The sequence below is a fragment of the Pseudomonadota bacterium genome (genome assembly GCA_022361155.1).
In the GTDB taxonomy this organism is placed as follows: domain Bacteria; phylum Myxococcota_A; class Polyangia; order Polyangiales; family JAKSBK01; genus JAKSBK01.
Genome location: JAKSBK010000189.1, coordinates 1 through 23798, shown reverse-complemented (window position 1 = coordinate 23798; position 23798 = coordinate 1). Strand labels below are relative to the sequence as shown.

The window sequence follows — 23798 nt, the reverse complement described above, 5'->3', positions numbered from 1 at the left end:
AACGCAAATCGAGCTTTGCCGCCACCGCGGGGGTACGGATACTGGCACCATGGGCACGCCAACTAGGACCGCTGACCATCAACGGCCGCCGGATCTGCCGCGGCGTGCCGGCGTCATCGCGCTGGGCACGCTGACCTCGCGTCTTTTGGGGCTGGCGCGCGACCTGGTGATCGCGGCCTCGTTCAGCGTCCGCGCCACCGACACCTTCTTTGTTGCATTCACGATCCCAAACACCTTGCGGGCGCTGCTCGCCGAAGGCGCCGTGGCGAACGCGTTCGTGCCCGTGCTCTCGGAGATGCGGCAGCGCGAGGGTGCTGCCCGCGCCCGCGGATTCTACGCGTCGCTAACGGGAGTGATGCTGATCATCCTTGCGCTGGTCAGTGCCGCGGGCGTGCTGGCCGCCCCGCTGCTGGTCGAGCTCTACGCTGCCGGGTTCGAACGAGAACCAGAGAAACTCCACGCAACCGTAACACTCACACGCGTCGTCTTTCCCTACATCTTGTTCATGGGGCTGGCCGCGCTCGCAATGGCGGCGCTTCATGTGAGCCGGCGCTTTGCGCCGCCGGCGTTCGCGCCTGCACTGCTCAACGTCGCCATGATCGCCGCCCCGTTCCTGCTGGTCCCGCCCGCGACTGCGCTGGGACTTCCGAGTGTGGGAGCGCTGGCTCTCGCCGCGCTGGCCGGCGGACTGCTGCAGGTGGTAGCCCAGTTTCCTGCACTGAGATCAGCCGGTTTCCTGCAGCTGCCCCGCTTCAACTTCCGGGACGCCGCGGTCCTCAAGACCCTGCGACTGCTGGGACCGGTCGCCCTTGGTGCTGGCACCTACCAAGTCAACATTCTGCTTTCGCGCCATTTCGCTTCCTACCTGCCCGGTGGCTCTCAGAGCTTTCTGTACTATGGACAACGACTGGTGGACATTCCCCAGGGGGTGTTCGCGCTGGCCATCGCCTCCGCCTCGCTCCCCAGCCTTGCCGATCTCGTAAACCGTGAGCAGCACCAGCAGGCCAAGGAAGTTTTCGGACACAGCTTGCGGCTTTCGCTCCTGGTGTCGATCCCTGCCTCGATCGCTCTGGCGGTGCTGGCACTGCCCGCGGTCACCGTGTTCTTTGGCCGCGGTTCGTTTCAAGCCCATGAGGTCGCCGAGACGGCGCGCTCCTTGACGTTCATGGCGCTCGGTGTCTGGGCGATCGCGAGCGTCCGGGCGACCGTGCAGATGTTCTACGCCTACAACGATACCCGGACGCCCGTCGTGTGCAGCCTCCTGAACTTGTGCGTATTCGTGAGTGCCAGCCTGGCACTCATGGAGCCGCTCCAGCATGCGGGAATCGCCGCCGCCAACTCGCTCGCAGCCATGGTGCAATTGGCTGCTCTGCTGGGACTGCTCAGGAGGCGGATCGGCCCGTACCCCTTCGCCACGCTCGCACGTTCCACTCTGCGTTTCGTGTCCGCGGCGATCGCCATGGGCCTGTGCGCGCACCTGACGATCGGTATGGGTCAGTGGGAACGCGGCGGCAACGACCTTCGAAACCTTTCCGTGTTCGTTGCGGCCGTGCTGGTGGGTGGCATGGTCTATGTAGCCGTGGCCCACCTGCTCGGAAGCCCCGAGCTAGGCGAGCTCGTACGCGCGCTTCGATCGAGGCGCCCGCAGCGTTCTTAGGGCTCGCGTGTTTCGGTGAGGTCCATGTCCGTTCGCATTCACAGCGCGCTGCTGCTCCAGGAGCTACGCGATCCCGCCGGCATTGCGTCAGGTAACGTCCCTCGAGTGGTCTTTGCCGGGCGCTCCAACGTGGGCAAGTCGAGCCTCATCAACGCGCTGCTGAACCGAAGAGACCTCGTCCGCACCAGCTCGACGCCGGGATGTACTCGTGCGATTCGCTGCGTGCAGGTGGAGGTCAGCCTGCCGCGCGATCAACGCGCCGCGGATGGCGCAACCAAGGAGTGTCTGCGCCTCGAGCTGGTCGACCTTCCGGGATACGGCTACGCGCGACGCAGCAAGCGGGAGCGAGAGCGATGGCGCTCGTTGATCGAAGCCTACCTTGCGCGGGCGTCACCAGCGGGCGCGGTGGCGATCGTGGACGCGCGTCACGGGCCAACGGCCTCGGACACGCAGCTGATGGCTTTCCTTGAAGGGCTCGACATCGAGATCCTGTTGGCGGTCACCAAGCTGGACAAGCTTTCGAGCAGCCAGCGCAAACCTGCTTTGTCCCGCATCAAGCGTGTAGGCCGGCACCCCGTCTTCGGCGTCAGCGCAACCAGCAAACAGGGGCTCGGTTCCCTGTGGCGCGGTATCGCGAGCCTCGCCGCGCCGCCCACGCTCGCGTAACCCGCAACCCCGGATCAGGCCACGTGGCGAGGGATCGCACCGCGCATCTTGGAGCGGGCACGCTGCTCGAGCTGTCGCACGCGCTCGCGGGACAACCCCATGCTCTTCGCGATCGTGGCCAAGCTCGTCTTGTCGGGCTCCAAGTAACGCCGATGGACGATCTCACGCTCGCGCTCGTCGAGCTGGACCAGGGCCCGGCGCACGTCCGTCTCGCGCAATCGGCGCGACTCGGCCTCGGCAGCGCGCTCTTCGGGCGATGGCGAGGAGTCGCTGACTTCGTAGCCTTCCTCCCCGCCAGCAGCCAACGGCACATCTCGCCCCGTCAGCACGGCCTCCATGTCCTGCACCTCCTCCGTGGTGACGCCCAGAACCCTGGAAACGACATCGCTCGACACGGGACCGCCGCTCGTCTGTGCCAGCGAACGCTGGGTCTTTCGAAGCTGGGCCAGCAGCCGGCGGGCCACGCGCGTCGAGGGTGCGCGCACGATACGCCGATTAGCGACCGTGTAGCGGCGCACGTGGGCACGAATCCACCACGCGGCGTACACTGCGAAGCGAGTTCCCCGTTCCGGCTCGAAACGCCGGGCGGCCTCCACCAGCCCTACACAGCCTTCGCCGATCAGGTCTTCGAGCGGTATGCCGTGCCGGGCGTAGCCCTGAGCGATCGAGATCACCAGCCGCAGGTGGGAGATCAGCAGCATCTCGGTGGCATCCCTGTCACCTCCATGCACCCGCTGCGACAGCCGCCGCTCCTCATCGTGTGTCAGCAACGGGGCCTGCCTGGCTGCGCGCAAGACACGCGTAGCCGGTGTCGACTCAGGATGGGCTGCTTGCTCGGGCACCGTTACACCTCCTGACGTTGGGAGCCGCTCGACCATGACTGTTGCGGGCCGGTGAGAGCCGGGCGCCGCTGGTAGAGCGCACCTTAAACTTGCACGCCATGGTTCAGCACGACGCGTGCCAAGAGACTTCCCGAGCGCAGAAGCGCGGAAAACCTCGAGGGAGCCCGCCACAAACCGCCGCCTGGACCGCCAAGCGCCCTGGGCGTCATGCAAGGCCTTCGCCCCACGCCCTGGCTCGCGCACTTCTTGCGCGACGAATCCGCAATCCTCCCGCTGCAGCGACACCAGGTGGCGGCACGCCTCTTGCTGCGCTCTCCAAGTCGCTTGCAGGCTCAAGAGGACACCTGCACACGGGTCGCTCGCAGACAAGTCTCGAGTTCAGCACCCATTCCCAATGGTGCTTTTCAACACCAGATGTGCCGGATCGTGGGACTCCCTGTATTCGAAGGCGACGCAACACCGCCGGACGGGATGGATCGAAATCGAAGTGGTGATGTCATCGTGACCCGACGCCTGAGCGAGGACCTGGTCGACCAGGGCTTCCAGTTGCGCGAGACCCACATCTCGCGCGTGTTTCTGGGGGAGCGCAGCGTTTTCAAGATCAAGAAACCGGTCGACCTCGGCTTTCTCGACTTCAGCACCTTGGAAAAAAGACGCGCGGCCTGCGAGGCGGAGCTCGACCTGAATCGACGTCTTGCGCCCGACGTCTACCGGCGTGTCGTTCCGGTTGCCCGCGACAAACAGGGTAAGCATCGCCTGGGGCGCGCGGGCGACCCGGTGGACTGGGCAGTCGAGATGCGACGGCTTCCTGACGCACACAACGCCGAGAGACTTCTCGAAGCAGGTAGCCTGGGCCCAGATGAGCTCGGCAGCCTGGCGGCCCTCCTTGCGGCCTTTCACGCGCGCGCCGAACGTGGCGAGCACGTCGCGAAGTATGGATCGGTTGAAGCGATCACGGTGAACGTAACGGAGAACTTCGCGCAGACGCGGGAAACACTGCCGCGCTATCTTTCGTCCAGCGAGATTCGCGAGCTCGAGCACTGGCAGCACGCGTTCGTACGCGAAAAGGCCCAGCACTTCGAGTCCAGGGTTCGGAACGAGCGCATTCGCGACGGGCACGGGGACCTGCGACTCGAGCACGCGTACCTCGACCCGCGCGGCCGCTGGGATGTCATCGACTGCATCGAGTTCAACGACCGCTTTCGCTACGCAGACGTGTGCGCCGACATCGCTTTTCTGGCCATGGACCTCGCGTGGCATGATCGGAGCGATCTATCCGAGCGCTTCGTGGCTGCTTACGCACGCGAGGCCAACGACTACGACCTGTACCCCTTACTGGACTTCTACGAGAGCTATCGAGCCCACGTACGGGGTAAGGTGAGCTCCATCCTGACCCTCGACGCCCAGACGTCGAGTGCCGTGCGCGATGCCGCACGCAAGCAAGCCCGTCGCTACTATCTGTTGGCGCTCGCGGCAACGCACGGTCCGCTCTTGCGGCCCATCGTGGTGGCGATCGGTGGCTTGATCGGAAGCGGAAAGAGCACGCTCGCGGCAGGAGTGGCCGAGGTTCTGAACGCTCCCGTCATCGACGCAGATCGGACCCGCAAGTTCTTGGCGGGCGTGTCCCCCACGACGCCGCTGCTGCACGAAAGCTGGCACGGGGCCTACAGCCCGAGCTTCAGCGCACGCGTGTACGACGAGATCATGCGCCGCGCTCGCTGTGTCCTTGAAGCGAACCGGCCGGTGGTGCTCGACGCGAGCTTCCGCACACCCCAACTCAGGCAGGCCGCACTAGAGATCGCAGAGATGCACGGAGCTCCGTTCCTCTTTCTGGAATGTCAGGCTCCTCGAGAAACCTGCCTTGCGCGCCTGCAGCTAAGGGAGACCCGGGCCGGCGTAAGCGACGGTAGAGCCGACATCTTCGATGCCTTTGCAGCCGCCTGGACACCGGTCACGGAGCTCGAACCCCAGGCGCATCTGTGTCTGAACACGACGCGATCCGAGGAAGAAAACCTGGCACGAGTGCGCGAGCGACTGGCAGCCTTGGGGGGCTGCCCACATATGCGTTGACGTGCGAGCTTCTGGTCAACGCTCAGGTAAGGGCCCGTCCGAGAATATCTGGTCGAGACCGGCCGCGCAGCGCAGGGTGGATGCGATCGCCCCCCGGGCCCTAACCGTTCACCGGGGGTGTTCGAGGGGGCCGAACGGTTGCAGTCCCAAGCTCCCCTGACAGGCACAACAAAAAGGGGAAAGTTGGTCGTCTATGGACAAGGGGCTGCTACCCTGAAATTGGGGACTTTGCGTTGGCACAGCCCCACGAAGGCCTGAGAATCAAGCGAGCGCCAACAAATCAGTCCTCCTCGAAGCAACGACCGATTTCGCTACGAGGCTCTCGGTCTACCCGGCGCACCTCTACGCCGCTGGCGGCCGTCGTGGACCTGGCGCTGCTCGGGGTCGTCGGCTGCTGGGGCGGTTTGCTCGTCGACGGTTCGGGGCTGGCCAACCGTTGGGGCTGGCAGCTCACGGACTTCACCAGCGCCAGCGTGAATCTGGACGAGATCGAGCCTGCGGGGCCGGCGAGGGACGCCATCCCGGCCATCGATTCGCCTCACTGGGTCAACTCGGAGCAAGCCGACCCGTGGCTCCATCCCAACGAACCCGTGGTGGTTGTGCACCTTGCACAACAGGCGCGCGCGTATCCACTGCAGATCTTGCTTTGGCATGCCATCGTCAACGACCGCATAGGCGGCCTGCCCGTCACGGTAACCTACAGCGCGCTGTGCAACTCACCGGCGGTCTTCGATCGCCGTCTGCAAGGGCAGGTGCTCGACTTCGGCAGCACAGGTCAGGTGCGACGTAGCAACCTGATCATGTACGACCGGCAGACTCACAGCTGGTGGCAGCAGCTGAGCGGCGAAGGCGTGGTCGGAGCGCACGCCGGTCGCGTATTGGCGCAGATCCCTTACAGCGTGGTTCCCTACCAGAGCTTTCGGCGGACCTATCCGCGGGGTCGCATCCTATCGCGGCAGACCGGCTACAGGCGGCCCTACGGCACGAGCCCGTACCAGGGCTACGAGCGAATCCGCGAGCCACCCTTCAGCTTCGAAAGGGGCTTTGATCGGCGTCTGCCGCCGCTCGAGCGCGTACTGCGTGTGACCGTGCGCGGGCAGGACGTGCTCTATCCCCACTCGGTCCTGGAACGCATGCCGCTCATCAACGACGTCGTGGCCGGTGAGCCCATCGTGGTCTTGAGTCGACCGGGAACGCTATCGGTGCTGGATCAGAAAAATATCCGCGAATCGCGGCGCATACGCTCCGCCAACGCGTTCAGCAGCGTGGTGACCGGCATAACGCTGCGCTTCGCCAGGTACGATGGGCGCACGATCGATCTGCAGACCGGTTCGGAATGGAATCTGCTGGGCCGGGCGGTCAACGGCCGGCTGCGCGGTCACCAGCTCGAGCCGGTCGTTCGCGGCGTGCATTTCTCGTTTGCCTGGCTGGCTTTCGAGCCTCACTCGTACGTGTACGAGCCGCCGGCCTGGGCGCAGCTGCCGGCGCGCTGAAGAGCGAGACCCCCACGACGCCGGGTAAGGGCTCGTGCCCCAAGGTCGGTGAACGAATCGTCGCCGCGCATGCGGACTTGCGGAGAGCAGCCGCACGACCCGTAGAAGTGATCCCGGTGTTTCAGGGCAGCAGTAGATCGGCCCGGAGCGGCAAGTGGTCCGAAAGCTCGTTCCATGGGTCACCGCGAAGGCACTCGACCTCCAACGAACGGAGATTACGAACATAGATGCGGTCTAGGGGAAACACCGGCCTGCGTGCCGGCCAGGTTCTGACACTGTCGTCGACTGCCGAGGAGAAAGCATTCTGGAAGCCCAGCTCGCGCGTGATCACCGCGTCCAGGCTGCGCCGCCAGTCGTTGAAGTCCCCTGCCAGCAAGACCGGTTCCGTTTCGGGGCAGCACGCCTCCACGATCTCGGCCACGCGCATGATCTGGGTAGCCCGCTGCCTGGCGTTCAGGCCCAGATGTACGTTGATCGCGTGCAGGACCCGCCCGCGCACCCCGATCCGCAGATAGAGAGCACCCCTGCGCTCCACACGATTGGTGGATATATCATGATTCTGGACCTTGAACACTTGGTGACGCGAGAACGTTGTGTTCCCATGGTGTCCCACGCGACGAAAGCGGTTTGCGCCATAATACGACTCGAGTCCCAGCGCCTCCGCGATCTCGGTGCTCTGCGAGGCGCCCGTACGGCCATCATGAAACACCTCCTGGCACATGAGCAGGTCCAGGTCCTGCCCGTCGAGCGCCTGAGCCAGCGCATCTGCCATGTTGGAGCGACCGTCGGCCCCCAGTCCCTTGCGTATGTTGTAGGTGATGATGCGGATCCGCATCGAGGCCATTCTCTCTTTGACTCGCGCCGCATGCGGCTCACCGAGACTCGACACCGAGGACGACGGCTCCGGTCGAACCAGCGGCTCCGGTCGAACCAGCGGCTCCGGTCGAACCAGCGGCTCCGGTCGAACCAGCGGCTCCGGTCGGACCCGAGCTGGAGCATCGGTCCGGATTCCCTCCGGATTCCAGTGCACCGTGCTCCAGCCTTGCATCCCCCGTGGAGTTCCGCAAGGGAATCGGCGAGTATCGAGGATCGCATCGCGGCCGGCATGCACGTATGACCAATCCAGAACCGAACAAGCGGCAGCAAGCCGCGGACCCCAGGCTGGGCAGCGTGCTCAGCGACCGCTACCGGATCACCGAGCGCATTGGGGAAGGTGGCATGGGGATCGTCTACGCCGGCGAACGGCTGCGGCTGGGGCGGCCGGTCGCGATCAAGTTCCTGCACACGGCGTATGCGGAGCAGCCCCAGTTCCTGGAGCGCTTCGAGCGAGAAGCTCGGGCTATGAGCAAGCTGTCGCACCCCTACTGCGTGTCCGTGATCGACTTTGGTGTGCAGGGCGCGCCTTACATCGTGATGGACTTCGTGCAAGGGCTGACCCTGCAGGAGCTGCTGGCGAATCAGGGGATGCTGCCGGTCGCCCGTGCGCTGCCCATAGTCGGCCAGCTGTTGGCCGCACTGGAACACGCCCACGGCAAGGGCGTGGTGCACAGGGACATCAAGCCTGCCAACATCATGCTCTCGGCAGCAACGGGCATGGGCGATCACATCCGCATCTTCGACTTCGGGCTCGCGAAGCTGCGCACGGGCGAGCACGATCCGGACCAGTCCAATGCCTCCCTGGTGGCTGGCACACCCATGTACATGTCGCCGGAGCAGTGCTGGGCGCGGCCGGTCGATGCGCGCAGCGACCTGTACTCGGCTGGTGTGGTTCTGTTCGAGCTCTTGACCGGACGCCGGCCGTTCGTCGACAAATCCGCCTTCGAAGTGCTGCGCATGCACCGCGAGGACCCGCCGCCGCGGCTTGCCGATGTCAACCCGGAACGCAGCTTCTCCGCACCCCTGCAGCGCGTCGCCGACCGGGCACTTGCCAAGTCCCGGGAGCAACGGTTCCAGACGGCCGCGCAGTTCACGGCCGGCCTTCGGGCCGTGCCCGAGTGGAGCCACGTCCCCCCCAGTGGGCAAGCAGGCCTGGCCTTCGCAGCTACTCAGCAGCTGCCGGTCGGGGAGATGGGCGCCACCGGCAAGGGGCGGCACAGGTCTTCAAGGCCACCCCCGACACCGCCGGAAGCCGCGGCCCCTCCACCCGGTCCGGGACGCGCACGCAGCGGGGGACGGATGACCGGCGCCGGGGTCAGCCTGGGGACCGTGGCTCTGCTGCTTGGAGCCGGCGGCCTGGTCTGGGTCGCGTTCGTGCGCCCGGAACACGACCCTCTGGTCGTGCGAGACAGCGGCCCCCAGGAGCGTCGCCCAGCAAGTGGAGCGACCGCTGCTCGAGGAAAACGGGCCGCGGCCAAGAGACCTGAGGCAAAAACGGAAACGGCCCAAGCTCGAAGAGCCTCGACGCATCCGGAGCGCGCGAACAAGGCACGCGCTGGCCAGGCGCCCGTTTCGGGACCGGCCTCGGCTCCGGGACGCGCAGACGGGCCATCCACAAGCGATCAACCGCCCGTGCTCACTTCAAGCGCAGCTGTGCCGCCGCGGGATCGCGATGCCGGGACCACACCGAAGAAGGACCCGCCTGGACCTGCCCCCGAAACGATCGTGGCGGCAGCGCAGGCGGCCAAGGCGCTGGCGCCCCCCGCTCGTCCAGTAGGCGCGCCCAGCTCAAGCGGAGACGACTCGTCGACACGGTCTGACCAGCGCGTGCCCGCGGCGGCGCCGGCGGAAGGGACCGCCTCGCCCTCGGACGCCCCGGAGCCGCCCGAGGCGGCGAGGAAACCGGCCATCGCAAAGAAGCCAAGGGTGAGACGCGCCGCCGCCAGCTCGGAATCGCTCGAGGCGGCAACGAAAACTGCGGTCACCGAGAAGCCCAAAGCTAGTCGGCCTGCCGCTCCAGCAAGAGCGAAGAGACGCGCGGCAGCTTCACACGCGGCCGCACGAAACGCATCGGCTACGCGCAAGGCGCGCCCTGCCTCGAGGAAGTCGGCTGCCGCAGCGCGCGCGAAGCGGCCGAAGCCCAAGCCACGCCCGCCAAGACGGCGCAGCACCAGGGCAGCCGCAGCCTCACACAAGCGGAAGCAGGCACGGACCCTCAGCGACATCCGCAGGTTGCTCAAGCGCGGCAAGCAGGAGGAGGCTATCGCCGCGCTACAGAAACTGCGCCGCGAGCATCCCCGCAACGCGTACCTGGCCTACTGGCTTGGCAATCTGTTCTTTGAAAGGCAGTGGTGGAGCGACGCGCTGACCCGATACGCTCACGCCATCGACAACGACCGCAGCTACCGCAAACGGCCGACCCTCATCCGCAACACCATTCGCGCGCTGGGTAGCCACAGGACCCGACGCACGGCAACTTCGCTTCTCGCAAGCAAGATCGGTCGTGCCGGCGTGCCCTATCTTCGAACCGCTGCCAAGAAGGACAAGAACCCCCAGGTCAGAGAGCGGGCGGCGGCTCTCTTGAAACGGCTGCAGAAACGGCGCCGCTAGGCTCAATTCGAGTCTAGCTGCCGAGCAACTCGACGCTCCTGTAACGTTACCGGGCCCCAGCGCGACGCACGGGGAATCGTCAAGCGATGACCCGCCTGGGAGAACCCAGGCCTTCTGGCGGCCAAGACTCGCTGGCGGATCGCACTGCGTTTGGCGCTCACGTGTGGTTTGTACGGCATGATATCGACGGCGTTGCACCCTCAGGCATTGTTGCCACCAGCTTTGAAGCCGTGTAAGCCAGCCCTTCAGATGCAAGCGCGGCCACAGCCGGTGGTGACCGAGGAAGTCGTTCGGGCCGCAGAGCCCGTACTGTATGGGCTTGCCGTTCGCGCGGTGCGCAATGCGGCCGTTGCCAGAGACTTGGTCCAGGAAACCTACGTTGCGGCGCTGGAAGCAGGCTCGAGATTCCAGGGTCGCTCGAGCGTGCGCACCTGGATGGCGGGTATCCTGGCCCGCAAGATCGTGGACCATTATAGACGGACGAAGCGCGAAATGGTCACGGCCGAGCCCGAAGAGCAAGCGGCTCCCGTGCGCACGTTTGCGCCCTACGCGGCCGGGGAGGCGGATGGACGACTTGATCGCAGAGCCGCGCTGGAGGTGGTGGAACGCACCTTGGGCCAACTGACCACCCTGGAACGGTTGGCCGTGCTTCTGTGCGACATAGAACAAGTGGAACGCGGCGAGGTCTGCATGTCCCTGCGGGTGACGCCGGTCCACCTGCGAGTGCTGCTTCACCGCGGCCGACACAAGCTGCGTAAGGCGTTGGAAGATGCTGGGATGCGATGACGTAAGTCGGGAGCTGAGCGAGCTCGTGGATGGCGAGCTTTCGTTCTTCCGGCGCATGCAGATCTACGCTCATCTGGCGATGTGCAGGGTCTGTCTCAAACTCTACAAGTCGCTCAAAGAGACCGTGCATCTGCTCGGCGAGCTGCGTGACCATCCACCGCAGCCCGAGCGCGGGCACGACAGGTAACCGAAAGCACCATGGTTTCCGCTCTGGACGAAGACTACCTCGAAGACGTGGAATCGCTGTATGCGCGAGCCGCCGACTCGCCGCAGCCCAGCCTCTGCTGCACCCAGACGCCCGTGTGGAAGCTACCGGGCTTGACGATTCCTCAAGGAATGATCGAGCGCAACTACGGCTGCGGAACCACGGTTCACCCGAGCGATCTCAGCAGCGCCAACACGGCACTGTACGTCGGCGTGGGCGCGGGGCTCGAAGCTCTTCAGATGAGCTGGTTCATGCGCAGGGAAGGCGCCGTAATCGCGCTCGACAAGGTCAGCGAAATGCTGGAAACGGCTAGCGCGCTTCTGGATCTGGCGGAGAAGCTCAATCCTTGGTTTCGGCGGAACTTTGTAACACTCAGGAAAGGCGACGCGCTATCACTTCCCATCGGAGACGAAAGCGTGGATCTGGCGTCGCAGAACTGCCTTTTCAACATCTTCACTCGGCAGCATCTATCCCGGGCGCTCCGAGAAATGCACCGCGTGCTCAGGCCACGGGGTAAGCTCGCTCTGAGCGATCCGGTGGCTACTCGACCGCTCCCCCAGAATCTGGTGGACGATCCCAAGCTGAGGGCGCAGTGCCTGTCCGGAGCGTTGAAGCTCGACGAGTACCTGGGCGCGATCGTGGACGCTGGCTTCGGAACGATCGAGGTGCGCGCCAAGCGCCCTTACCGGGTGCTCGGAGCTTCCCAGTACGGGCTAGCGGAGCCTCTCTTGCTCGAGAGCGTCGAAATCGTCGCGATCAAGGACCCGGTTGCCGAGGACGGGCCGTGCATCTTCACTGGACGCACCGCAACCTACGTGGGCTCCGAAGAATTCTATGACGATGGCAAAGGACACTCGCTGACGCGCAACCTGCCCGCCGGCGTCTGCGACAAGACCGCCTGCGCGCTGGCGTCGCTGGAGCGCGACGACATCGTGCTGACCCCTTCCACCTGGCACTACCCCGGCGACGGTTGCTGCTAGCCGGCGCGAAAACATAGAAGTGGACCGAGGCGGAGCTCAGATTCGTAGGCGGAGACACGCCCTTGAATCCTCGCGCAGATTCGATTACACGATGCCGTTACGCATGATCCTATGCGCGGGACCGTGGAGTTCCGGGAACAGGAGGGTTGCTGGCTGTTCCGGCTAGACTGTCTGGCGGGACTGTCTGGCGGGACTGTCTGGCGGGCGTAGGTTGGTGCACGCATGCCCAGTCTGTTTTCCCCCGCATCGCCGGGGGCCGGAATGGGCACGTCGCGCTGACCCAGTTAGGGGCCCTCGAAAGAACAACCTGCGTGTTTGGGCGAGGAGCGGGCGCCGCCGGCGAGGCGCAACGGCGAGGAATATTGGGGATACTTCGAGGAGGAGCAATACAGTCAGCGGGGGTCGGAACCGGCCAGGCGCATGAGTTGTTCGTTTGAGGGACCTTACCCCGCTGACCCGACGCACGAGCACCATGACGAGGTTCAAGATCATCCTTGTCGATGACCACCCTGTACTGCGGGAGTCCATCGCAGCGTTCCTGCGCGCAAGGTGCGGCTCCGAGCTGGTGGTCGTGGGAGAGGCCGCAGACGGACCGACCGCCCTGAGGCTTGCACAGGAGCACCGGCCCGACCTGGCCTTGCTCGACCTTCACATGCCGGGCGTGAGCGGTATCGAGACGCTGCGGCGGCTCAAGCAGGTGTCTGAAGGCACGCGCGTCCTCGTTTTTTCAGTCTATGAGGATCAGGCCCACGTGGTGGAAGCCATCCATGCCGGGGCGGATGACTACCTTTTCAAGGGGCACGCCACCGCCCAAACCGTCGCCGATCACATGCTCCAGACCCTGCGTGGCCATCTTGCGCAGCGCAATCCGCTTCAGAGGAAGCTGCTCTTTGCGCTCAGGAACCTCCGGGCGGACAGACTGCCTCTGGGTCCCGGTCAGCTGACGAAAGCGGAGCTTGAAGTGATCAAGCTTGCTGCCCACAGGGGCCTTTCGATGAAGGAGATCGCGGTTGAGCTGGGAAGGACCGACGGCGCGTTATCGGAGAACACGGTTCGCAAGCACCTGCAGCGCATCTACTCGAAGCTGGGTGCGCGCAACCAGACACACGCGATAGCCCTTGCGATCAAGTACGGGCTCATTTCCGTCGATGACACGCAACCTGCTGCGAGAAGACTGACCTGAGCTCAACGCCTCCCTGCCCGCATCGGTCACCAACTTCGAGCTCGATCGGTCGAGGCGTCTGAGCTGGCGGCCGATCCGCGGTTGAGGCACCGGAGGCATGGTCGACACCATCGGAGTTCTCGTCGCTTCGCTCCTGCGATCCTGGCGGATGCTCTGGAAACGAGGACGCGGCCGCTTGCGCGGGCGGATCGGCCGATCGAGCCGGAGGCTGGTGATTGATGCGGGCTTGGGGCGGCTGCCAGGGCCTGCGCACGCAGCTGCTCACCAGCTGTCACGACGAGGCTCGTTGCTCGGCGGCCAGCGGAAGGCTGAATGTGAAACGGCTGCCTTGCCCGAGCGTGCTTTCGACGCGGATCTGGCCGCCCTGCAATTTAACGAGCTTGCGCGCTATCGAGAGGCCCAAGCCGAAACCGCCGGCTCCTGCGCCCCTCTTCCGGTGGAACTCCTCGAATATGCGCGCCTGCTCGTCCCGCGCAATCCCGCAACCGGTGTCGGACACCCAGATCGCTGCGGTTCCACATTCCTGCCGGCATCCAACACCGATTCTCCCGCAAGTGGTGTGCTTGACGGCGTTGTCGAGCAGATTCATCAGAATTTGCTTCACCCGTGCACGGTCCGCCCACACCACCACGTCTCGGTCCGGAACGTCCAGTTGCCAATGGAGGCGCTTGTTTTCCAGCGCGGGTCGAATCAGCCCCGCACACTCGTTCACGATCTCTTGAACGGGCACAGGCTCCAGCTTCAATGTCAGATGGTTCGCCTCGATCTTGGATATGTCGAGAATATCGGCCAGCAGTCTGTTCAAGTCCTGATGCTGCTTCCGGATACTCTCTACGCAGGCTGCTTGCGCCGGAGACAGTGCGCCATGCAGCCCCTCTAGAAGATTGTCCGTGAGGTAGCGCGCGCCCAGCAGAGGCGTCCTGATCTCGTGACTGACGTTCGAGACGAACTCGTCCTTGAGCCGGCTCGCTTCGCCTGCGACGTGCAGCATCGTATGCTGCCAGAGCATCTCGAGCCCGATAAGCAAGCAAAGCAGCAGCAGCAGGCCGTAGGGCGCCAGAGCCGGCTCTCGCACGAGAAGAGGCAGAGACAGCAGGTAGGGCGCCAAGACGAGACAACCCCGCATGTACCCCCTGGCGGGAACACTGCGCCAACGAAAGCCGCGCAACCGGAAGCAGCACGCCAGCAGCGGGTACACACTTGCCAGCGCGGCCGGCGCCACGACCCATACGCAACCACGTCTTGAAAGGTGCAAGAGCGTGGACACAAGCAGCGCCAGGAGAAAGGGGACGACGCTGTGGGACCACGAGAAAGGGATTCGAGCGTAACAACACAGCCGAGCCACAAGCGCGGATGAGACAACGAGTTGGCTGCCGAGGCCCATGGCTACGAGCAGCTCGTTGTCGGTGCGGTTCGTATGCACGAAGTAGACCGCAAGGGCGGCGCTCCAGGTGAGCAGGCGCTGCCCCTCGGCCGGCTCGCGCTGCCGGTGAAAGAGAACCGCCGCTTCGAGCAGGTGAAGCGAGCCAATGCCAAGGTAGGCCGCGGCGAGCAGGCTGAAGAGGCCACCGCCGCCGGCGCCAGGCGTCATGCGAGGCCCCGGGCGAGCCTGACCCGAGCCGCGACCTGCTGTCCCAGGGCGCGAAGCGGGCGCGTGCCCGCGAAATGTCCGCCGATTCGCGGCAAGGCCCGCTCTGGTCGTGCGGCGTGGGGCCGCAAATGCGAGGACAAACCCGCGCGAGCCTTCGACCGTCCGAAGCAGTGCACTACTCGATACCGCTCCCGAGTGGCGCACGACAGGTCCGTCGCCGGTACCCCGCGCGCCAGGACGATCTGCGGTGCCTCTGCAAGAAGCACCGTGCGGTAGGCCTTGCCCGAGCCAACGGCCGCGAACAGGGCCCGCTCGTCTTCGGCGAAACCCTGGGTGCCTGAACACAGGGCAACAACGATGCCATCGCGTTCGGGAGCAGCGACAAGCTCGCCGTCCCTGGCGCCGTAGTCCCTGGCCTGTGAGCCGTCGGCGCAGGCCGGAAAGCAACCGGACCGCCCAGAGCGCATGGCCTTCGGCCACAGCAACGGCAGCGGAACAGCGCATGTCGCTTCATCGCAGCCTCCAATTCGCAGTCCCCTGCTTCTGCTACGCGTGCCGGGACCAGAAGTTCCGCCGAGACAACGAGCGAAACACCTACGTCCAGAGTCAGCGAGCGTGGCCACAAGGCGGTGCACCGAAGCCGGGATCTGCACAGCGTGAAGGTCCCGTTGGGTTCGCATCTCCCTTCGATGCCATGGCACTTCATCTCGTTGGAACCCCTCCGGCAACGCAGTCTATCTGCGATCCACGCAGTTGGGAAGCGCGAGTCTTCGGCACGAATGGCGTACGTGCGTTAGCAAAAAAGAACCGTCCAGCGCACTCAATGCGAGGATGGCGGCGTGGCGTCTATTGGATACAAGTCGACGCGCCGAGCCGGCGAAGCATCCAAAAAAGGAGCGAAGGGGAATGACAAGCCAAGCAGAGTACATCTGGCTGGACGGAGCGACACCGACACAACGCTTGCGGTCCAAGACGCGATTCATCGAACCACCGGCCCAGCCGCACGTGGGAGTCGGGAGCTTTCCGGTATGGAACTTCGACGGCTCGTCTACCTACCAGGCCAAGGGCGCCGATTCCGATCTTACCTTGCAGCCGGTGGCCCATGCCGCCGATCCGTTGCGGGGGGACGGCTGCTACCTCGTGATGTGCGAGGTGCTGAACGGCGACGGCAGCCCGCATGCCACGAATCAGCGCGCGAAGCTCCGCCGAGTGCTGGAAAGCGGAGGGGCAGCCCTAGAACCCTGGTTTGGCTTCGAGCAGGAGTACACGCTCTTCACGGGCCGCAATCCTCTGGGTTGGCCGGACGGAGGCTATCCGGCTCCCCAGGGGCCCTTCTATTGCGGCGTCGGCTGCGACCATGTCTACGGCAGAAAGCTCGTGGAGGCCCATGCGCGCGCGTGCATTCAAGCGGGCCTCTTGATCTACGGTATCAACGCAGAAGTCATGCCGGGACAGTGGGAGTTTCAAATCGGGCACCGCGGGTTCGAGGGCGAAACTGCCGACCCGCTCACGGTGAGCGACCACCTTTGGCTCGCGCGCTGGCTTCTGGCTCGCTTGGGCGAGGACTTCGGCATCTCGGTGCGACTGGACAACAAGCCGGTCAAGGGCGACTGGAACGGCGCGGGCGCCCATACCAACTTCTCCACCAAGGCCACTCGGGATCCCAAAACCGGCATGGCGGCTCTGGAGGACGCGGTCACGCGTCTCGGGGATCTGCACGCCGAGCACATCGAGCTCTACGGCCACGGCCTTGCCGAGCGACTGACGGGCCTGCACGAAACCTGCGCGATCAGCGAGTTCCGCCACGGCGTGGCGGATCGTGGTGCATCGGTGCGGATTCCGCGCGCAGTGGCGGCGCGCGGCCACGGCTACCTGGAGGACCGTCGACCAGGGGCAAACTGCGATCCCTACCTGGTTTGTGCGGCCATCATCACGACCGTCTGCGGAATGGACGTCGGCAAGCTGGCTGCCTGACGGCTGCCAGGCACTTGTGAGCCGGTTCAAACAGGATCACGGGACGACGATCCATGGATGCAGGCGATACCGCGTGGTTGCTCACGTCCTGCGCGCTGGTTTTGCTCATGACGCCGGGACTAGCGTTCTTCTACGGGGGGCTCGTCCCCGAGCGGGCGGTGCTCAATACGATGAAGATGTGCTTCATCGCACTGGGTGTCATCGCCCTACAGTGGTCGCTGGTGGGCTATTCCCTGGCCTTCTCCCCCGGCTCTGCTTGGCTCGGCAGCCTCGCCTGGGCGGGGCTGGACGGCGTTGGGCCCGAACCAAGCCCCGACTACGCTCCCACGGCGCCACATCTGTCGTTCATGGCGTTTCAAATGATGTTCGCCATCATTACTCCCGCGTTGATTTCCGGCGCGGTGGTCGGCCGTATGCGTTTCAAGGCGTATGCGATGTTCATCGTGCTGTGGGCGTTCTTGGTCTACGATCCGCTGGCACACTGGGTGTGGGGCAGCGGCGGCTGGATCCGCGAGCTTGGCGCGCTTGATTTCGCCGGTGGAACGGTGGTGCACATCAGCTCGGGTATTTCGGCGCTCGTGGCGGCCGTCGTCATAGGGCCGCGTGCCCGGCCGGCAGCCGCCGCGGAGCATCGAGGAGGAGACGAACCGGCGCCCGCGGGGCCGCACAACGTGCCGTTCGTGCTGCTTGGCGCCGCCTTGCTCTGGTTCGGATGGTTTGGCTTCAACGCGGGCTCGAGCCTGGCGGCCGACGGGTTGGCGGCGCTGGCTTTCGTGACCACCATGCTGTCCTCGGCATCGGCAGTGGTCGCTCTGGTTGCCAGCGACATCATCCGGGGCGACAAGCCCTCCGCCGTTCGGGTTGCGATCGCTGCCGTCGTAGGTCTGGTCGCGATCACGCCGGCTGCGGGGTTCGTTACGCCCATGGCGGCCCTGGCCATCGGCGCGATCGCCGTGATCATCAGCGATCGGGCGATGAAGTTGTTCCGGCGCAAGCTGACCCGACTGGACGACACCCTGGACGTGTTTGCCTGCCATGGAATCGGCGGAATCGTCGGGGCTCTGCTGACCGGCGTGTTCGCGACCACACGAGTCAACCCGGCCGGCGCCGACGGCCTCCTCTACGGAAACCCGAGATTGCTGCTGCTGCAGCTGCTCGGCGTAGCAGCAAGCGCCGCCCTGGCTGCTGCAGGGACGGCCGTGATTCTGCATGCCATGAAGATGTTCATGGCCTTGCGGCCCTCCGCCGAACAGGAAGTGCTTGGCATCGACGCCAGCGAGCACGGAGAAGCTGGTTACGTCATGGACCGTGGCGATCCGGCCCTCCTATCACCTTTGCCGTTCGAAACAGATGCGCCACGCAAGACGGGAGGAGACGGGTATGTCAAACGCGCAACCGCAGGTGTCCGCCGCGAAGCGGACGAGAGGCCGCAAGCAGGATAGCGGCGGGACCAGAACTTCCGGCGTCGATCCACGATCGAACGGGGGGCCACGACCGACCCTGAGTGCCAGGCAAGCCCGCGAGCGCGCCCTGTTCGATGCGTTGCGCGCGGACGACGAGGAGTCTCTTGCCGTCGAGGTTTTCATGAACGCCCTTTGCAGCATGGGGCTCTTAGCGGATGACCCCCGCCTTTTGGAAAGCGTGGCAGCCCTCGAGAACGTGACGGTCAACGCCAAACAGCGCGGCCGCATGTCGTACGACGAATTCCGCACCGTCATCGCTCCCGCAATCGTGCTGATCGAGCGCGCATTGCAGGGAAATCTGGTGATTCCCGACTTCGAAGCCTTCTGTGCCGACATCGCGGCACTCTACGAAAAGACCAAGGGTAACGAAGCCGGCAAGGTTGCCAGCTACATCCCGCAGCTCGCTAGGGTGAATCCCGATCAATATGGGGTGGCCATCTGCACCGTAGACGGCCAGCGCTTCTCCACGGGCGATGCGAGGATGGACTTCTGCGTGCAATCGTGCTGCAAGCCTGTCAACTACTGCATCGCTCTGGAATGCAGCGGAGAGAAGATCGTGCACCAGCACATCGGTCGCGAGCCCAGTGGGCACAGCTTCAACGAGCTGACCTTGAACAGGGCCGGCCTTCCGCACAATCCCATGATCAACGCCGGGGCCGTGATGGCCTGTTCGCTGATTCGTCCCGATTTGACCAGCGCCGATCGCTTCGATTTGGTGATCGATGTGTGGACCAGGCTCGCCGGCGGCAAAAAGCCGGGGTTCAGCAACCCCACCTACCTGTCCGAACGACAGACCGCAGATCGCAACTTCGCCCTGGGCTACTTCATGCGGGAAAAGGGCGCATTCCCGAGCGGGACGGACCTGGCGGCGACGCTGGAGTTCTTTTTTCAGTGCTGCTCTCTGGAGATGACCACCGAGGCCATGTCGGTGGTGGCGGCTACCTTTGCCAACGGCGGCATCTGTCCCACCACCGGCGAACGGGTCTTCGAGCCGGACACCGTGCGGAAATGCCTGTCGCTCATGTCTTCCTGCGGCATGTACGATTTCTCTGGCGAGTGGGCGTTCTCCATCGGTATGCCGGGCAAGAGCGGTGTGGGTGGCGCCGTCTACGCCGCCGTCCCCAACGTCGCCGGCCTGTGTACCTGGTCGCCGCGACTGGATGAGATAGGAAACAGCGTGCGAGGCGTCGACTTCTTCCGGGAGCTGGTGAGCACCTTCAAGTTCCACAACTACGACGATCTGGTGGGGGCGGTTCGCGAACGCAAGGACCCGCGCCTTGCGAGGTCCCGGTTGCGCTGCGAAGGCGTTACGGAGCTCTGTTGGGCGGCCAGCGAGGGCGACCTCGGTGCCGTACGGCGCCTGGTGGCCCGGGGCGTCGACATCGACACGGGCGACTACGACGGCCGCACAGCCCTTCACCTCGCAACCTGCGGCCGCCACAAGCACGTCATCGACTACCTGATCGCTCGAGGCGGCTCGCTCAATCCCCGCGATCGATGGGGCGGCAGTCCCCTGGACGATGCCTACCGCGAGGGACACGCAGACATCGCCGCCCTCCTCGAACGCCACGGAGCCCGGCGCTGCGCGCGGTAGCCCGGCGCTGCGCCATGCTCGGTCCGGAGTTTCGGGACGGGCACTAGCGAGGAATCTTGCCGAGCGGATCGGGCTTGATCGGGATGTAGCGGGGTCGTGCTGCGACGCGCTGGAGCCAAGCCTTGACCCTCGGACCTACGCGGTAGCCGATCGTCTCGGCGCTCTGGGTGTACGCAAACAAGGAGATGTCCGCTACCGAGTAGTGCTCTGCAACAAAGAAAGTGTGCTTGTCGAGATGCTGCTCCATCACATCGAGCGCGGCCTGACCTTGCTTTCGCAGCCGCTCTAGCTCCTGGGGCGCCTTGTGCTCCAATCCGCCCCAATAGGTCCAGAACTTGAGCACGGCCACAAAGGGCTCGTGGCTGTACTGCTCAAAAAACATCCAGGCTAGAGCCCGCGCGCGCTCGAGTGGCGAGGCTGGAAGCATCGGCGTGCCTTCGGCCAGGTAGTAGAGGATCGCGTTGGACTCGGGCAACAGGCTGCCATCTGACAGTTCCACGGTGGGGATCCTACCGTTGGGGTTCTTGGCCAGGAACGCCGGGCGGCGGGTATCGGACGGACTCGCGAGCAGGTCGAGCTCCGTGGTTGCGTAGGCAGGTGCCTCCAGCTGGCGCAGCAGCAGGTGGACCTTGTACGCGTTGCCCGACGGAATACGGGAGTCATAGAAGTGAACTACGTGCGGCCGAGCAGACTCGTTCATGCTCTGGTGCTCCTGTTGGCAGCGGTCTAGCCCAAGACGAGCGCATGCTCGAGGCCCACGGCCGCCACTCAACGCAGCAACTCAGGTCAGGTCGGCTGGCCGAGGTTGAACACGCGATCGGAGATAAAGCTCAGTATGCTAAAGTCATGGTCAGCGGTCAGCGATCATGCTGATCTCTCGTTCGATCGAGCAGAGGTGATACTAGTCGATTTAGGCCAGCAGGTGCCGGTCCGGAAAAACGAGGCATAACAATGATGCAAGCATGGAGAGTCCGAGCGTGGAACTGGCGTGCCGGAAGTAGTGCCCTGCTGGTCGCGGGGACGTTGACTGCTCTGGCGCAGCCGGTCGCGGCGTGCGGTGGTCTGTTCTGCTCCCAGGCACAACCCGTCAACCAAGCAGCCGAGCGCATTATGTTCGTCGACAACGGGGATGGCACGCTAACGGCCGTGGTGCAGATCCTGTACGAAGGGCCCTCCGAGCTCTTTGCTTGGGTGCTACCGGTTCCGGGCGTTCCCGAGGTGAACGTGTCCTCGGACCAGGCCTTTATGCGGCTGCAGCAGGCGTCGAATCCCCTGTATCGACTGCAGCGAAATGTGCTGCCCTGCGGCGGTCCGAGCAGCGCAGCCCCCGGGGTTCCCGCCGCTGTTGGGGGCTCTGCGGGGTTTGCAGCCCCACCACCGGCCGGTCCGCCGGTGGTCGTGCGCGACCAGGGCACGGTGGGCCCTTACGACTACAGTGTCATCTCGCTGGTCGACCCCAACGCTCCGGCCGACGTGGCGGTCAAGTGGCTGACCGATAACGGTTACGACGTCACCGCGATCGGGCCCCGGGTGCTGGCTCCCTACCTCATGAAGGGCATGAACCTGCTCGCGTTCCGGCTGACCAAGGGCAATAACGAGGGCTCGATCCGGCCCATCATCATCACCTACAACGCCGAGCGAGCGAGCATCCCGATCGTGCCGACCGCCGTGGCAGCCAACGACAACATGGGCATCATGGTCTGGGTCGTTGGTGCGAACCGCGCCATTCCAGCCAACTACAAGGCCCTCGAGCTCAACGAGGCGCGCCTGAACTGGTTCAACCCGAACAGTAACTACAACGAAGTAGTCAGCGACGCCGCCGATGAAGCCAATGGGCAGGGTTTCGTGACCGAGCTGGCCGCGCCCACCAGTGGCCTCGACGAAGTCGTGTTCAGCCCGAGCGACGAGGCTACCTGGCAGAGCATCATGTCGCAGCACTATCCGGGCCCCGTGGCGATGCTGGTCATGCTGCAGCAGGTCTACGGGGCCTGGGACGGCTACGAGGATGCTCTGCGCAAGGGGATTACGCTGCCTCCCGGCCTTCCCTTCGCGGACTTCCAGCAATGCCCGCGCTGCTACATCGGTCAGCCCGGGGTCAGCGTGATCGAAGCGGACGTGCTTCGCGCGCTGTACGAGGACGTGGTCAAGCCGATGATCGAGACCCAGCGGCTGCTGAGCAGCCGTCCCTACGTTACTCGCTTGTACACGACCATGTCGGCAAGCGAGATGACGCTGGACCCGGAGTTTGACTTCAATCCGGACCTGCCGGACTACTCGAACACCCACGTGGCCGAGCAGGTGATCGAGTGCGGCGGCACCTGGGAGATCACCCTACCGCAAGGCGACAAGGTGCGTGGAATGGGCCGCACGTGGCCCGACCCCACGGCAACGCAGCCGGCCGCGCGTCGCATCTTCGAGGTGGGTACAACGGGGGCGGGCAACACCGTCATGGATAACACTGCCGCGATCGCAGCCGCGTTGGCCGCCCACAACGCCACCGTCACGAGCCCGATGCTGCCCACAGGCGCCGCCGGCGTGGCCGGCGGAGCGGGAGCCGGCACGGTCGGCGGCGCACCAGGAGCTGGCATAGGCGGCACGGCAGGGGCCGGCACAGATGCAGGAGCCGGCATAGTCACGCCGGGCGTGCTCGATCCGAGCGCCAGCAGCGAAGAAGGCTGCTCGTGTGCGCTGCCTGGCGGGTCGCGAGCGGGAGGCAACGCCTGGCTGGCCACGCTGGGCGTGCTGGGATTGGTTGTTGGGCTGCGACTGCGGCGCCGGCGTTGACCCGGAGCTTCGTCGCGGCCGAGCCGGCCCCGGTGGCGATCCATCTGATGCTGGACCGCTCGGAGTCGATGGGCTGGCCCACGAGCGGACTCGGCGGGAACCGCTGGTTCAGGTTACTGCAAGAGCCTGGTTCTGCTGTAGAGCGCGAAGAACAGCGCTGCTGCTCTCAGCGCTGCGACAGGCCCATTACGGCGATACGCCGGCCGCCATGATGCGCTCTGGTAATGAGACGCCAGCCGAGTCGTTCGAATAGCTTCGGGTAGCAGGCCGCGACGTACAGGCGCCGAGTGCCCAGGCTCCAGGCCAGCTCGGTCGCAGAGGCAACCAGCTGACTGCCGATGCCATGACGGCGATAACCGCGCCGGACCACCAGCCCGGAGATCCACGGCGAAAGGTGTGCGTAGGCTCGCAAGCTCCTGGGGCTGAGGGCTACCGTGCCGACGGGTTCCTGGCCCCGCAATGCGATCAACGTCAGAGGCAGCTTGTGACGCTCTAGGCGCGCCTCGAGATAGCTCTTGGGATCGCGCACCGAAAAGAACCCGGGCCACTCCCCGAGCAACCAGTCCGCAACCTGCGAGACCAACCCCGGATGGTCGCACAACCGCTCCACGCTGGTCTTCATGGGATGTAGCCGTTCACCGGGATCTTCGCCTCGCCGACGGCTTCCCAGGCGGCTCTCTGGGCGGCTTTCGTCCTCGTCCTCGCCCTGCGCTGCAGCTGATCTGAACCGCAGCCGTACAGCACTCCTCGGGCGATTCCTGCGGGCGCGCTCGCCCAGAAAACCGCCTGAAAACCCGACTTCCAGGAGCCTGAACGGTTACCATGGGATGCTCACGTACAACACATCTCGCCGCGCCACGTGTCTTCGATGGTTTCGCGAGAGCGAATCAGCTGCGTCAGGTCGGCCTCCACCATCACCTCAGGCGCTCGTGGGCGCCCATTGTAGTTGCTCGCCATGGAAGCTCCATACGCCCCGGCACCCCTGATAACGAGCAGGTCCCCCCTCTGCAGGGGCGGCAGCGGT

Annotated in this window: 20 protein-coding genes; 13 read left to right on the top strand and 7 right to left on the bottom strand. The window is 65.1% G+C overall.

The window, feature by feature from the left end; genetic code table 11:
- Positions 1-49 precede the first annotated feature (49 nt).
- The gene (gene murJ, locus MJD61_06965) at positions 50-1657 is read left to right on the top strand and encodes a murein biosynthesis integral membrane protein MurJ (GenBank protein ID MCG8555016.1); all 1608 of its coding nucleotides are present in this window, start codon (positions 50-52) and stop codon (positions 1655-1657) included.
- 24 nt (positions 1658-1681) lie between these two features.
- Complete coding sequence (gene yihA, locus MJD61_06960; GenBank protein MCG8555015.1) at positions 1682-2323, top strand: ribosome biogenesis GTP-binding protein YihA/YsxC; 642 nt, start codon at positions 1682-1684, stop codon at positions 2321-2323.
- Between the two features lie 14 nt (positions 2324-2337).
- Here the strand turns inward: yihA and MJD61_06955 are convergent, their stop codons facing one another.
- Positions 2338-3165, bottom strand: a complete 828-nt coding sequence (locus MJD61_06955) for a sigma-70 family RNA polymerase sigma factor (GenBank protein MCG8555014.1) — start codon at positions 3163-3165, stop codon at positions 2338-2340.
- A gap of 501 nt (positions 3166-3666) precedes the next feature.
- Here MJD61_06955 and MJD61_06950 point away from each other — a divergent pair.
- The gene (locus MJD61_06950) at positions 3667-5235 is read left to right on the top strand and encodes an AAA family ATPase (GenBank protein MCG8555013.1); all 1569 of its coding nucleotides are present in this window, start codon (positions 3667-3669) and stop codon (positions 5233-5235) included.
- Positions 5236-5597: 362 nt separating this feature from the next.
- Complete coding sequence (locus MJD61_06945) at positions 5598-6728, top strand: DUF3179 domain-containing protein (protein ID MCG8555012.1); 1131 nt, start codon at positions 5598-5600, stop codon at positions 6726-6728.
- 121 nt (positions 6729-6849) lie between these two features.
- Here MJD61_06945 and MJD61_06940 read toward each other — a convergent pair whose 3' ends face one another.
- Complete coding sequence (locus MJD61_06940; protein ID MCG8555011.1) at positions 6850-7563, bottom strand: endonuclease/exonuclease/phosphatase family protein; 714 nt, start codon at positions 7561-7563, stop codon at positions 6850-6852.
- A 278-nt stretch (positions 7564-7841) separates the two neighbouring features.
- Here MJD61_06940 and MJD61_06935 point away from each other — a divergent pair, with 278 nt between their 5' ends.
- The 5 genes from MJD61_06935 to MJD61_06915 all read left to right on the top strand — a co-directional run bounded on the left by MJD61_06935 (position 7842) and on the right by MJD61_06915 (position 13368).
- Positions 7842-10214 (top strand): protein kinase, encoded by a 2373-nt coding sequence (locus tag MJD61_06935; protein MCG8555010.1) that lies wholly within the window; start codon positions 7842-7844, stop codon positions 10212-10214.
- Positions 10215-10463: 249 nt separating this feature from the next.
- Positions 10464-11000 carry an RNA polymerase sigma factor gene (locus MJD61_06930; GenBank protein MCG8555009.1) on the top strand — a complete coding sequence of 179 codons (537 nt, stop codon included), beginning with the start codon at positions 10464-10466 and terminating at the stop codon, positions 10998-11000.
- Positions 10984-11187 carry a zf-HC2 domain-containing protein gene (locus MJD61_06925; GenBank protein MCG8555008.1) on the top strand — a complete coding sequence of 68 codons (204 nt, stop codon included), beginning with the start codon at positions 10984-10986 and terminating at the stop codon, positions 11185-11187. The genes MJD61_06930 and MJD61_06925 overlap by 17 nt, the downstream gene beginning before the upstream one ends.
- A gap of 11 nt (positions 11188-11198) precedes the next feature.
- The gene (gene arsM / locus MJD61_06920; GenBank protein MCG8555007.1) at positions 11199-12185 is read left to right on the top strand and encodes an arsenosugar biosynthesis arsenite methyltransferase ArsM; all 987 of its coding nucleotides are present in this window, start codon (positions 11199-11201) and stop codon (positions 12183-12185) included.
- Positions 12186-12657: 472 nt separating this feature from the next.
- Positions 12658-13368 carry a response regulator transcription factor gene (locus MJD61_06915; GenBank protein MCG8555006.1) on the top strand — a complete coding sequence of 237 codons (711 nt, stop codon included), beginning with the start codon at positions 12658-12660 and terminating at the stop codon, positions 13366-13368.
- A gap of 271 nt (positions 13369-13639) precedes the next feature.
- Here the strand turns inward: MJD61_06915 and MJD61_06910 are convergent, their stop codons facing one another.
- Together MJD61_06910 and MJD61_06905 are read right to left on the bottom strand one after the other, a co-directional pair.
- A complete protein-coding gene (locus tag MJD61_06910; GenBank protein ID MCG8555005.1) occupies positions 13640-14959 on the bottom strand; it encodes a HAMP domain-containing histidine kinase in 1320 nt (439 codons plus the stop codon).
- Positions 14956-15426 (bottom strand): hypothetical protein, encoded by a 471-nt coding sequence (locus MJD61_06905; GenBank protein MCG8555004.1) that lies wholly within the window; start codon positions 15424-15426, stop codon positions 14956-14958. Before MJD61_06905 ends, MJD61_06910 begins: the two co-directional genes overlap by 4 nt.
- A 439-nt stretch (positions 15427-15865) precedes the next feature.
- Between MJD61_06905 and MJD61_06900 the strand changes: the two genes are divergently transcribed.
- The 3 genes from MJD61_06900 to glsA are packed head-to-tail and all read left to right on the top strand — an operon-like array spanning position 15866 to position 19990.
- On the top strand, positions 15866-16933 hold the full coding sequence (locus MJD61_06900; GenBank protein MCG8555003.1) for a glutamine synthetase beta-grasp domain-containing protein: 1068 nt from the start codon (positions 15866-15868) through the stop codon (positions 16931-16933).
- A gap of 53 nt (positions 16934-16986) precedes the next feature.
- On the top strand, positions 16987-18375 hold the full coding sequence (locus MJD61_06895) for an ammonium transporter (protein ID MCG8555002.1): 1389 nt from the start codon (positions 16987-16989) through the stop codon (positions 18373-18375).
- A complete protein-coding gene (gene glsA, locus MJD61_06890) occupies positions 18314-19990 on the top strand; it encodes a glutaminase A (protein MCG8555001.1) in 1677 nt (558 codons plus the stop codon). The genes MJD61_06895 and glsA overlap by 62 nt, the downstream gene beginning before the upstream one ends.
- Positions 19991-20033: 43 nt before the next feature.
- Here the strand turns inward: glsA and MJD61_06885 are convergent, their stop codons facing one another.
- A complete protein-coding gene (locus MJD61_06885) occupies positions 20034-20690 on the bottom strand; it encodes a glutathione S-transferase family protein (GenBank protein MCG8555000.1) in 657 nt (218 codons plus the stop codon).
- A 251-nt stretch (positions 20691-20941) separates the two neighbouring features.
- Between MJD61_06885 and MJD61_06880 the strand changes: the two genes are divergently transcribed.
- Positions 20942-22774 (top strand): DUF2330 domain-containing protein, encoded by a 1833-nt coding sequence (locus MJD61_06880; GenBank protein MCG8554999.1) that lies wholly within the window; start codon positions 20942-20944, stop codon positions 22772-22774.
- A gap of 166 nt (positions 22775-22940) precedes the next feature.
- Here MJD61_06880 and MJD61_06875 read toward each other — a convergent pair whose 3' ends face one another.
- Together MJD61_06875 and MJD61_06870 are read right to left on the bottom strand one after the other, a co-directional pair.
- The gene (locus tag MJD61_06875; protein ID MCG8554998.1) at positions 22941-23396 is read right to left on the bottom strand and encodes a GNAT family N-acetyltransferase; all 456 of its coding nucleotides are present in this window, start codon (positions 23394-23396) and stop codon (positions 22941-22943) included.
- Positions 23397-23605: 209 nt separating this feature from the next.
- On the bottom strand, positions 23606-23798 hold a 193-nt coding region (locus MJD61_06870; GenBank protein MCG8554997.1), incomplete at its 5' end, for a diaminopimelate decarboxylase.